This window comes from Flavobacterium panacis (assembly GCF_024649945.1).
Taxonomy (GTDB): Bacteria; Bacteroidota; Bacteroidia; order Flavobacteriales; family Flavobacteriaceae; genus Flavobacterium; species Flavobacterium panacis.
On sequence record NZ_JANKMS010000009.1, the window covers coordinates 239,636 to 252,526 of the forward strand.

The 12,891-nt window shown below is 33.9% G+C and carries 9 protein-coding genes; all 9 read left to right on the plus strand.

Annotated elements, in window-relative coordinates; all coding sequences use genetic code 11:
- Positions 1–241: 241 nt before the first annotated feature.
- The gene (locus NQQ59_RS19290) at positions 242–1,639 is read left to right on the plus strand and encodes a DUF1800 domain-containing protein (RefSeq protein ID WP_257698412.1); all 1,398 of its coding nucleotides are present in this window, start codon (positions 242–244) and stop codon (positions 1,637–1,639) included.
- 11 nt (positions 1,640–1,650) lie between these two features.
- Complete coding sequence (locus NQQ59_RS19295) at positions 1,651–2,814, plus strand: DUF1501 domain-containing protein (RefSeq protein WP_144217343.1); 1,164 nt, start codon at positions 1,651–1,653, stop codon at positions 2,812–2,814.
- Between the two features lie 463 nt (positions 2,815–3,277).
- Positions 3,278–4,117, plus strand: coding sequence for a prephenate dehydratase (locus tag NQQ59_RS19300; RefSeq protein WP_144217347.1), 840 nt, complete (start codon positions 3,278–3,280; stop codon positions 4,115–4,117).
- A gap of 62 nt (positions 4,118–4,179) precedes the next feature.
- Positions 4,180–5,325, plus strand: coding sequence for a pyridoxal phosphate-dependent aminotransferase (locus tag NQQ59_RS19305; protein ID WP_144217350.1), 1,146 nt, complete (start codon positions 4,180–4,182; stop codon positions 5,323–5,325).
- 164 nt (positions 5,326–5,489) lie between these two features.
- Entirely contained in the window at positions 5,490–6,350 is an 861-nt protein-coding gene (locus NQQ59_RS19310; protein ID WP_144217353.1) for a prephenate dehydrogenase, read from the plus strand.
- A 12-nt stretch (positions 6,351–6,362) separates the two neighbouring features.
- On the plus strand, positions 6,363–7,445 hold the full coding sequence (locus NQQ59_RS19315) for a bifunctional 3-deoxy-7-phosphoheptulonate synthase/chorismate mutase type II (protein ID WP_144217355.1): 1,083 nt from the start codon (positions 6,363–6,365) through the stop codon (positions 7,443–7,445).
- A 346-nt stretch (positions 7,446–7,791) separates the two neighbouring features.
- On the plus strand, positions 7,792–11,166 hold the full coding sequence (locus NQQ59_RS19320) for a VIT domain-containing protein (protein WP_144217357.1): 3,375 nt from the start codon (positions 7,792–7,794) through the stop codon (positions 11,164–11,166).
- A gap of 138 nt (positions 11,167–11,304) precedes the next feature.
- A complete protein-coding gene (rsgA, locus tag NQQ59_RS19325; RefSeq protein ID WP_144217360.1) occupies positions 11,305–12,282 on the plus strand; it encodes a ribosome small subunit-dependent GTPase A in 978 nt (325 codons plus the stop codon).
- Between the two features lie 145 nt (positions 12,283–12,427).
- Positions 12,428–12,880, plus strand: coding sequence for a D-aminoacyl-tRNA deacylase (gene dtd / locus NQQ59_RS19330; protein ID WP_144217363.1), 453 nt, complete (start codon positions 12,428–12,430; stop codon positions 12,878–12,880).
- The last annotated feature ends 11 nt before the right edge of the window (positions 12,881–12,891 follow it).

A 12,891-nucleotide genomic window follows, 5' to 3' on the forward strand; every position in this document is an offset into this window, starting at 1 on the left:
TTAAACATAGCCCACGGTTTCAACCGTGGGTACACAAAGAAGAGCATCATAAGTATCCCAAGGTTAAAACCTTGGGCTATGTTGAATATGATTGTCTAATAACAATATCCCCAAAATTTCCCCGTTCTAATTAATACCAAAGACCTTTTCAAAACTTAGCACCTTAGCATCTAAGTAGCTCAGAACCTTCTCTTTTAAACCTTTAAAAGAGAATTGAGTCTTATTGTAATAATTTCTGATTATGAAAAAAAGCAATCTTTGGTCATTACGATTAGGTTTTTCAGGAAAACAAGGTGTTCAAATTGAAAAATTAGGAGTAGAAAAGTTTCTAAAACATTCCTATAACTCCAAATTTGACAAACAGTTTCCTGATTTTCTGCAGGATCAGCCTAAAACAACTTTAGAATTAAAAGAGATTAGAGAACAAATAAAAATCTCAGGTCCCGAAACCAGAAAAGAATTTCAGAAAAAAGAAAATCAAGCAAATGCAGCATTTAAAAAATGGTGGATCGCCAAAATGCGTACAGATGAATTTCCGCTTCGCGAGAATATGGTTTGTTTTTGGCACAATCATTTCGTTTCGACTTCACAAAAAGTAAAAATCAACTACTGGATTTATCAGCACAATATGATTTTGCGTGAAAATGCTTTTGGCAATTTTAAAGAATTGACCAAACAGATTCTAAAATCGAATGCAATGGTGCGATATCTTGATAACGGCGACAACAAAAAAGGAAAAGTCAACGAAAACCTAAGTCGTGAATTGTTAGAGTTATTTACTATCGGAATTGGAAATTATACAGAAAACGACATTAAAAACGGAGCAAAAGCATTAGCAGGTTTAAATATTGGCGATGACGGCGCGGTTTACCGAAAAAATATAGAAGACAATAGTGATAAAACCTATTTCGGAAAAACCGGAAACTGGAAAGCCGATGATTTGGTTGATATTATTTTCGAACAGAAAAATATTCCCTATTTAATTACTCGAAAAATCCTGAAATGGTTTGTATATGATAATCCACCAGAAGATTTGGTAGCCTATTACGGAGATTATTTTAGAAAAGAAAAATTCGAAATCCAGCCTTTACTGACTAAGATTTTTACGGAAGAATTTTCAAAAGAGAATTCTGGAAACAAAATCAAAAATCCGCTGGTTTATATTTTACAGCTTTATGATGAATTACAAATCGAGAATGTTGACGATGCTGCAATTATGGCATTCATAAAACAGCAAGGAATGGATTTATACAATCAGGTAAACGTGAAAGGCTGGGATGGAGGAAATTCCTGGCTGACTTCTCAGATTTATTTGCAAAGAAATAATACAGCCGATTTATTATGCAGTGGCAAAAGCCTAACTCGAAAGGTTTTAAAGACGATGATGAACGGAATAGAAAAAGAAAAATCAGAATATGAAAAAGTGGATGTAAAAGTCGTTTTTGATTCAAACGGAAATAATAAAACCATTATTTCTGAATTGTCAAATCGATTGTTGTTTACAGTTAGTGATTCGGCTCAAAAAGACATGGAAAAACTTTTGAAATACGATTTTGATCCGAAGGAACCTCATGCTGATTTTGCAGTTGTTCGCGTATTCAACTACATTACAAAATTGCCTGAATATCAATTAATTTAGAAAATAAGATTATGAACAGAAGAGATTTTCTAACATTGACAGGAACTTTCACAGGCGGACTGCTTGTGCTTCCTGATTTTTTACACGCTTTTGGTTCGCAAACGAATTTATTTGTTGGCGAACAATGCGTTGTTTTTGTTCAATTGAACGGAGGAAACGACGGATTGAATACTTTTATTCCGTATGACGATCCGTTGTATTATGATTTACGAACTAAAATTGCTTTAAGTAAAGATGTTGTGGTTGGGAAAAATAAAGGAATGGCATTTCATCCTTCGTTGAAAGATTTTGTCCAAATGCAACAAAATGGTGATTTGACTGTAATTCAAAACGTCGGTTATCCAGAGCCTATTCGTTCGCATTTTAGAAGTCAGGAAATTTGGCAAACGGCAACCGATTCGAATGAATATATTAATGAAGGCTGGCTAGGAAGATTTCTGGATCTGCAATGCAACGGACATCAGGCAACTGCTGGAATCAATTTAGACTCTATTGATAATTTGGCTTTAAAAGGAGTGGAGCCGAATTTTATTACCATAAAAGATCCAAACCGTTTTAAAGTAAAAGGAAAAGAGGAAAATGTGACTTTGTCTCAGAATCCACATTTGGATTTTGTTCGAAAAATTGCAAATTCAGTTACCGAAGGTTCAGATGAAATTCAGAAAGCATTAGCTAAATCGAAAAACGAAATCAGTTATCCAAAAACTGAATTATCTAAAAACCTAGAGTGGATTTCAAGATTAATAAAAGGAAACCTAAATTCAAAAGTTTATTATACTTCTCTCGGCGGATTTGACACGCATGATAATCAGCTTTCCATTCACGAAAAAAGATTGGGAGATTTAAATGATGCCCTTTATAATTTTTACAGCGATTTAAAACAAGCACAATTACTTCAAAACGTCACCATAGTAGTTTTCTCAGAATTTGGACGAAGAGTAAAAGACAATGGAAACGGAACCGATCACGGAACCGCAGCGCCAATGTTCATAATAGGGGGAAATAATAAAGGAACCATTTTAGGAAAAAATCCAAACTTATCCGACTTAGACAACGGCGATTTAAAATACGAAATTGATTTTAGAAGTGTGTATGCGTCATTACTAAAACAAAAAATGGATTTTGATTATTCCAAAATCGGGATTACGAATAGACCAGTTTCTGGATTATTTTGAGGAATAGCCACGAATTCACGAATTTATTTTTTTTAAAATCTGTGCGGTTAATTGGTGAAATTAGAATTAATAATGATAACGATTTGATTTAAATTCGTGAATTCGTGGCAAAAAAAACTTAGCTCCTTATCTTCTCAGAACCTTAGAACCTCATTTTAATATTCTCATTTTAAGCCGATTTTTTTATATTATCATACAAAACCTGCTAAATTTGTTAAGAAATCCTTTTTTGTTTCATAAAATGCAATCTTTTTTTTGGTGCACTAAAAATAATTTATACATTCGCAGAGAATTTAAAACAAAACACAAACAAAATGGCAAGTAACCGTTTTTATTTTAGCAACAATTTTTATTTCTTCTTTAGTAGAAGTCAGGATTGTGCTATGGTTATTTGAGATCAAATTTTAAGACAAACAAAACTAATATACAATCCTGATGCAAATCAGGATTTTTTTTTGACTATATGACAACGAAAATTGCAATACAAGGTATTAAAGGATCATTTCATCATCAGGTTGTGAAAGAGTATTTCTCTGAAAATGTGGATATTGATGAATGTTTATCTTTTGAAGAATTGATCGACAGCCTTATTGCCGGAAAATCTGATCAGGCTGTAATGGCGATCGAAAACTCAATCGCAGGTCCGATTATTCCAAATTATGCCTTGATCGACAAGAATAATTTGCACATTATTGGAGAGCATTATTTGAATATCCAGCAGAATTTAATGGCTTTAAAAGGTCAGAAAATTGAAGATATTAGAGAAGTTCATTCACATCCAATGGCACTTTTGCAGTGTATGGATTTTTTAAAACAATATCCAAATATCAAATTGGTTGAGGATAAAGATACAGCAGAAACAGCAAGAAGAATTCAGGAAAAACAATTAACTGGAATTGCTGCAATTGCAAGTGTGACGGCTTCAGAAATGTACGATCTTGATATTATTGTATCATCGATTCAAACGATCAAAAATAATATGACTCGTTTTGTAATCATTAAAAAGCAAAATTCATTTCTGCCAGAAAGCGAAATCAACAGAGCTTCTGTAAAATTTGAATTAGATCATAAAAGAGGAAGTTTAGCGGCGGTTTTAAATGTAATGAGCGATTGCAAACTGAATTTGACAAAAATTCAGTCGCTTCCAAAAATAGAAACACCTTGGAAATATTCCTTCTTTGTAGACGTAACATTTGAGAAATACGAAGATTTTGCAAAAGCCAAAGCGTTATTAAACATAATGGCAGAATATTTTAAAGTGTTGGGAGAATATAAAAACACGAAACCTTTAAGTGAGTCTTAAAGTTGGAAAGTCAAAAGTCTTAAAGTCAAAAAAGAAAGCTTAAAGCAAATTAAATATAAATCATGATTACAACAGCAAAACGATTAGACACAGTTGAAGAATACTACTTCTCATCAAAACTAAGAGAAGTGAGACAACTGATGTCTGAAGGAAAATCGATCATCAATATGGGAATTGGAAGCCCTGATTTGAGTCCGTCGAAAGAAGTAATTGAAGCGGTAGCCGCGGCAATTCAAGACGAAAACGGACATGGTTATCAAAGCTATCAGGGATTACCAGAAATGAGGCAGGCGATGGCAGATTTTTATCAAAATCAGTTTGGTGTTGAAGTGAATCCGAATAATGAGATTTTACCGCTCATGGGTTCAAAAGAAGGAATAATGCATATTTCGCTTGCATTTTTAAATCCAGGCGATCACGTTTTAATTCCGAATCCAGGTTATCCAACTTATACTTCGGTAACCAATTTGGTAGAAGCAGTTCCGGTTTATTATGATTTGAAAGAAGAAAATCAATGGGAACCAGACTTCGAAGCTTTAGAAAAATTAGATCTTTCGAAAGTAAAATTAATGTGGCTGGGATATCCGCACATGCCAACAGGAGCGAGAGGAAGTTTAGCGTTATTTGAAAAATTGGTTGCTTTTGCTAAAAAACACAACATATTATTGATCAACGACAATCCGTATAGTTTTGTTTTGAATGATAATCCGATGAGTTTATTGCAAGTTGAAGGCGCGAAAGATGTGGCTTTAGAATTAAACTCTTTAAGTAAAACATTCAACATGGCAGGCTGGAGAGTCGGAATGGTTTTAGGAAATCCTGAAATTATTGATGCGGTTCTAAAAGTAAAAAGCAACATGGACAGCGGGATGTTCTACGGAATTCAGAAAGGAGCAATTGCAGCTTTAAAATGTGATAAATCTTGGTTTGAAGATCAAAACAAAATTTACAAACGCCGTAGAGAATTGACTGAAAAACTAGCAGAAAAATTAAACTGCAAAGTGTATAAAGAAGGAGTTGGGCTTTTTGTCTGGGCCAAACTTCCAGAAGGAATAGAATCAGCAGAGAAGTTCATTGACGAAATATTATATGAGAAACATATTTTCATTACACCGGGAACCATTTTTGGAAGCAACGGCGAAGGTTATATCAGATTCTCATTGTGTGTAAAAGAAGAAAAAGTACAAGAAGCGATAGATAGGTTTTAAGTATTAAGACTTTAGAATTAAGTATTAAGATTTTAATTCACATTGTCAGGCTGAGCGGAGTCGAAGGCCCGTGCCAATTGGAACGCCCTTCGACTTCGCTTAGGGTGACAATCGAAAGTAAGACTTGGAATTTGGAATTTTAAAACTTGGAATTTTAAAAAATTATGAAAGTATACGTAATAGGAATAGGGTTAATAGGCGGTTCGATGGTGTTAGACATCAAAGGACGTTATCCTGATGCGACTATTTTAGGAATCGATAGCAACGAACAGCATTTGCAGCAAGCAATTGATCTTGGAGTTATTGACGAAGCGGGAAGTTTTGAAGATTTGCAAAAAGCAGATTTTGTGATCGTATCGGTTCCAGTAGATGTAGCGCTGTCGGTTTTACCTAAAGTTTTGGATGCAGTTGGAGATAAAACAATAGTTTTTGAAGTAGGATCGACTAAAAAGCCAATTTGTGAAGCAGTAGCCAATCACCCAAAAAGAAGAAATTTTATTGCAACGCACCCAATTGCCGGAACTGAGTTTTCTGGACCATCAGCAGCAATAAGAGGTTTGTTTCAAGGAAAAACAAATATTATCTGCGAAGTAGAAAAGACAGCTTTTAAATTACAAGAAAAAGCATTAAATCTTTTTACTTCAATTGGAATGAGAATTCGATACATGGATCCCGTTTCGCATGATAAACACATTGCTTACGTTTCGCATTTATCGCACATTAGTTCGTTTATGCTCGGAAAAACGGTAATGAACAAAGAAAAAGACGAGCAGGACATTTTTGATATGGCGGGAAGTGGATTTGAAAGTACCGTTCGTTTGGCAAAAAGTTCACCAGCAATGTGGACACCGATTTTTAAACAAAATAAAGAATACGTTCTAGAAACATTAGAAGCTTATATCTCAAACCTAAGTCGGTTTAGAGATTTGCTAAAAGAAGAAGATTACAACGCCATTTTTGAAGAAATGGAAAGCACAAATAAAATTAAAGAAATACTAAACGGATTAACAACAACTAAAAAGTAAATTAGAATTAAGATGGAAAATAAGAAAGAAATGAGAAAGTGGTTAGAAGATTTCAATTTAAATCACCCACTTGTGATAGCTGGACCTTGTAGTGCAGAAACTGAAGATCAAGTTTTGAAAATCGCTCACGAATTGAAAGATTCAAAAGTAAGTGTATTCAGAGCTGGAATCTGGAAACCAAGAACTCGTCCGGGAGGATTTGAAGGTATTGGAGAAATTGGATTAAAATGGTTACAAAAAGCAAAAGCTGAAACTGGTTTATTAATGGGAACTGAAGTGGCAACTGCAGCTCACTGTAAACTAGCTTTAGAATACGATATTGACGTTTTATGGGTTGGTGCACGTACAACTGCAAACCCTTTCGCAGTTCAAGAAATTGCTGATACTTTAAAAGGAACTGATAAAATTGTTTTGGTTAAAAACCCAGTAAACCCAGATTTAGCTTTATGGTTAGGTGGTGTTGAGCGTTTACACATGGCTGGAATTGAGAAATTAGGTGTTATCCACAGAGGTTTCTCTACTTACGAAAAAACAAAATACAGAAACATTCCAGAATGGCAAATTGCTATCGAATTACAAAACAAATTCCCTGATTTACCATTAATCATCGATCCATCTCACATTACTGGAGATCGTAAAATGATTTTCGAAGTAACTCAAGAGGCTTTAGATTTGAACTACGATGGTATGATCATCGAAACGCATATCGATCCAGACAATGCTTGGTCTGATGCTGCGCAACAAGTTACTCCAGATACTTTGAAACAAATCATCAAAGATTTGACTATCAGAAAAACAGATGACACTACAGACGAGTACAGCCAAAAAATGACTAAACTAAGAGCTAACATCGATGTTTTAGATGCTAACTTGCTAGAGTTATTAGGAAAACGTATGAAAGTGGCTGACGAAATTGGTCAAGTGAAAAAAGATGCAAACGTTGCTATTCTTCAAAACAACCGTTGGAATGAAATCTTAGGAAAAATGATTTTAGAAGGTGAGAAAAAAGGTCTTACTGAAGAATTCGTTTTAAGAATGTTCAAAGCAATTCACCAAGAAAGTATTGGTCACCAAGAGAAAATTTTCAACGCATAATTTTCTTTAAACCATATAAGTGATATAAGATAATTTAAGTTTTTATAAACTGCATTTTAAAGTTTTCTTATAGCATTAATTGAAAATAGATTGTTTTTAAAATCCCTATTGCTTCGAAAGAAGTAATGGGGATTTTTGTTTTTTAAACATGGTCCAAGGTTGAAACCTTGGGAGATAAAGATTGGAATATGCATTGCGCTCCCACGATTGAAAACGTGGGCTATATTGCTCTTTGTGATTATATTGTCTTATATCACTTATATGGTTTAAAATTTTTTTTAATCTTCTCCCAACCTTTTTTATTTTTTTACTCTCTATATCAATATACAATCTTAACTTTCGAATCATGAAATCAAAAATATTTATGCCAGTAAATTTTCAATCCAGTTTGAAATTGTTATTTGTTTTGGTTTTTTTAGGAACCAAAACATTTGCTCAAAGTCCAGAATTGACCGTTAAAGGTGAAGAGGCTGAGAAAGTGAGAATGAGTCAGCTCAAAGTCAATGTTAAAGTCGTTGGAAATATTGCTTATACGACTGCCGAAATGCATTTTTTTAATTCTGGTACACGTCAGATGGAAGCAGAACTTATTTTCCCGTTGCCTGAAAATGTTTCGGTTTCTAGATATGCGATTGATATTAATGGAAAATTACGAGAAGCTGTTCCAGTGAATAAAAATAAAGGTAAACAGGTTTTTGAAGCTATTGAACATAGGAGGGTTGATCCCGGATTATTAGAAAAAGTTGATGGGAATAATTTTAAAACTAGAATTTATCCGTTAATGCCAAACGGAGAACGAATCGTTGTTATAGGCTATGAAGAAGAACTTTCAGCTTCAGATAAAGATAATTTGGCGTATCAATTATTGAGTCGTTATCCTAAAAAGTTGGATAAATTCGAAATTAATGTTTCAGTTTTAGGCGCAGCTGCGAAACCAGTTGTAAGCGGAGATTCTGAAAAAGAAATTGTTTTTTCAAAATGGAATCAGTCTTTTGAAGCTTCCTTCAAAAAAGAAAACTATCAGCCTGCTGAAAAATTACTTTTTAAAATTCCGATTCAGCAAGATATTACGAGTGTTGTCATGCAGAATGTTGGCGGGCAATATTATTTCTATGGAAATGCTTTTATTGAAGGAAATAAAACGGCAAAGAAAACTCCAGCTACAATTGGTTTGATTTGGGATAATTCATTGAGCTGTCAAACACGTGATTTGAAAAAGGAATTGGAATTGTTGGATGCTTATTTTCAAAAAATAAAGAATACAAAAGTGACGTTGTATTTTCTGAATTATACTTTTGAAAAACAAAAAGAGTTTGTGATTTCAAACGGAAATTGGTCAGAATTAAAAGCCATTTTAGAAAATACAAAATACGATGGAGGAACTCGTTTCTCGCAGATCAATTTTGAAAATCAGGATGAATATTTATTCTTCTCTGACGGATTATCTTCATTAAGTGAAAATACTTTGCCAAAGACAAAAAGACCAATTTATACTATCACATCTTCTGTGTCGGCAGATTTTGCTTTTTTGAATTTTTCTTCAACAAAAACAACTGGAAATTTCATCAATTTAAATCAAATAAATGCTGAAACGGCATTGGATAAGTTAGCCACTACAAGTTTGAAATTTTTAGGTACAAAAGAAAATCTTACTGTAACAGATTTGTTTCCGATGGAAGGAACTTCGGTTTCAGGAAATTTTAGTTTTTCGGGAATTTCTTTAAATCCAAGAAATGAAATCACCTTATTATTTGGAAATGGAAATGAAGAAATTTTAGAACGAAAAATAACTTTAGACGCCACACTTCAAAATTCGACTGATATCAATGTGGAGAAACTATGGGCACAGAAAAAAATAGCCAATCTAGAATTGCAATACGACAAAAACGCTGACGAAATTGAGCTTTTAGGAAAGAAATTCGGAATCGTAACCAAAAATACGTCTTTAATTGTTTTAGAAGATATTCGAGATTATATTTCATACGATATTATTCCGCCAGCAGAATTGCGTGCCGAGTTTGACCGAATTAAAAAACAGGAACAAGACAATACTTTAGCACAGCAAAAAAACAATTGGGAAAGTATAGAGAGTTATTTCAATAGTATAAATGGATGGTGGAAAAAAGATGTCAAATATCAAGGACAGAAAATCGCATCTAAATATAAGCATAAAACACAGCGTTCAGCGACAAGAGCAGAAGCACGCGAAACAATAAAAGGAGATCCTGACGCAGTTTTAACTGTTGATGAGCCCGTTGGAGCTGGTTCGGTTCAAACTATCGTAGAAGATACAATATACGCAACTCCACCGCCAGCTCCAAAAGTTGATCAGGTTAAATTTGTTACGCCTGTTGTAGCAAAAGCGGAAGAAGTTGTGGAAGATCGACCAGTTGTCACTGATTTAAAAGATAAAAAAGTAGGAAGTGAGAAATTGGAAGAAGTGGTTGTTATGGGTTATGCTTCAATGAAAAAAGCAAATCTTACTGGTGCTGTAGAATCGGTTTCTTACGTTCCTGAAAAATCAATTGCACCAGGACTTACCAATAATATGACAAATGCACTTGCTGGTAAAGTAGCTGGTGTTCAAATTACAGAAAATGTGACGGATCTAAATAGAGGTTATTTGTCAGGAGATTCAAAAAAACCTTTGTTAATTGTGGATGGCCAGTTTTATGAGGGTAAGTTGACCGATTTAGATTCAGATGATTTAGATTCGGTTGAGGTTTTGAAAGATGCAGCAAGAATTGCTACTTATGGTAGTAGGGGAACAGATGGAGTTATTATTATAACAACAAAAAAGAAATCTGCAAATAGTATTGTCCAAACAAAAAGTTGGAATCCAGATCGATTGTATTTGAAAGCTTTGGCAGCGGCACCAAAAGAAAAACAATATGATTTGTATTTGGAATTACGAAAAGCGCAGGAAAGAAATCCGAGTTTTTATTTTGATGTAGCTCATTTTTTCTACAATCAGGGAGATGTTAAAAAGGCGTTGCGAATTGTCAGTAATATTTCTGATTTAGGTTTAGAGAATCATCAGCTTTATAAAACTTTGACTTATACTTTACGTCAATGGAAAGATTATCAAGATGCCATTTTTACAGCCAAACAAGTAGTTAAATGGAGAGAACACGAGCCACAAAGTTTAAGAGATTATGCTTTGACGCTTGAAGATGCGGGGAAATATCAGCAAGCTTTTGACGAACTGATAAAATCGCTGGAAGTAAATTATTACGGAGAAATGAGCGGACAATATGAAGGAGTTGAAGATATTATCTTGATGGACATTAATCGATTAATGACAGAACATCCAAATTTGAAAACGGGGAAATTGAACAAAAAATATTTAACAAAAATGCCAGTGGATATTAGAATTATCATGAACTGGAATTTGATGGATGTCGATTTAGATCTTCATGTAATTGAACCAACGGGCGAAGAGTGTTATTATGCGCATACTTCAACGAAAATTGGAGGGAGATTTTCTAAAGATTTTACGGAAGGCTATGGTCCAGAACAATATTTGGTTAGAAATGCCGTGAAAGGGAAATACCAGCTTAAAACCAATTTCTTTGGAGAAACAGAATTAACTGAAAATGGTCCATCGACAGTTATGGTTGAAATTTACACGACTAAAGCTGGAAAAGTGTCAAGAACTTTGAAAACGATTCAGATAGATAAAGTAAAAGAAAATGAAACTCTTGCCGAAATTATCTGGTAAGAACAACAAATTCAAGGCATAGATTTCAAATTTAAAAGGCGAAGTTGCGTTGTTCAATTCTAAAAACGTAATTTTGCCTTTAAATTTTTAGATTTAAGAGCAATCTAAAATCTAAAATTAGCAATCTAAAATTAAAGAATGACAGGAACCGTTTATAAATCTACAGGAAGCTGGTATACCGTAAAATCTGAAAATGGAGATTTTGTGGAATGCCGTATGAAAGGGAAATTTAGAATAAAAGGTATAAAAAGTACCAACCCAATTGCTGTAGGCGATATTGTCGATTATGAATTGGATGAAACTTCAGATGCTGTAACGGGAACAATTCATAACATTCACGAACGAAAAAACTACATCGTTCGTAAATCGGTTAACTTGTCGAAACAAATTCACATTATTGCATCCAATATCGATCAGGTTTTCTTGTTGATTACTATTGATAATCCACCAACAACAACCAGTTTTATTGATCGATTCTTAGTTACTGCCGAAGCTTACGGAATTGAAGCGATTCTTGTTTTTAATAAAATCGATACTTTAACAGAACAGACTTTAGACGATCAGCTTTATCTACAGCATATTTATTCTGAAATTGGATATAAATGCCTTCGAATTTCTTCGACAGAAAACAAAGGCGTTGATAAACTGAAAGAAATGATGATTGGAAAAGTGAGCATGTTTTCTGGACATTCAGGTGTTGGAAAATCGACTTTAGTAAATGCTATGGAACCAAGTCTTCATTTAAAAACTTCAGTAATTTCAGAGCAAAGTAAACAAGGACAACACACTACAACTTTTGCAGAAATGTACGATTTGTCTTTTGATGCCCGAATTATCGATACACCAGGAATCAAAGGTTTCGGAATTGTTGATATGGAACCATCAGAAATCAGCGGTTATTTCCCAGAATTTTTCAGACTCAAGGATCAATGTAAGTTTAACAACTGTTTACATAAAGAAGAACCACATTGTGCCATAAAAGCAGCTTTAGAAAAAGATGAAATCGCTTGGTCACGCTACAATAGTTATCTTAAAATTCTTGAAGGCGACGACGAACATTATCGTACAGATACTTACGGAGAAGATCGTGCGGCGAGTGATGAAACTCGTAAATAATTGTAAATTGTGAATGGTTAATTGTAAATTCCAATTGAAGCGCGAAAAGTTTGTACCGTAGAGATATACTGTAGTGCACCTAACTTCTAAGAAATCTATAAAATCCTTTAATCTGTGGCATAAAACCATAATTCAAAATTATTTAATGAAAGTAGTTATCCAAAGAGTTTCAGAAGCATCAGTAACTGTTGAAGGTCAAAAAACAGCAGATATTCAAAAAGGTTTATTGGTTTTAGTCGGGATCGAAGATGCCGACACACAAGAAGACATTGATTGGCTTGCTGGAAAAATCATAAAAATGAGAATTTTTGGAGACGAAAATGATGTTATGAACTGTTCGGTTCAGGATATCGATGGTGATATTATTATTGTAAGTCAGTTTACACTTCATGCGTCTACAAAAAAAGGAAATCGTCCTTCCTATATCAAAGCGGCAAAACCAGATTTTGCAATTCCGACTTATGAAAACTTCGTTCAAACAATAGAAAAAGAGTTTGGAAAAAAAGTGCAAACTGGAATTTTTGGTGCAGATATGAAAGTTAACCTTCTAAATGATGGACCTGTTACAATTGTAATAGACAGCAAAAACAGGGAGTAAAATATTATTAA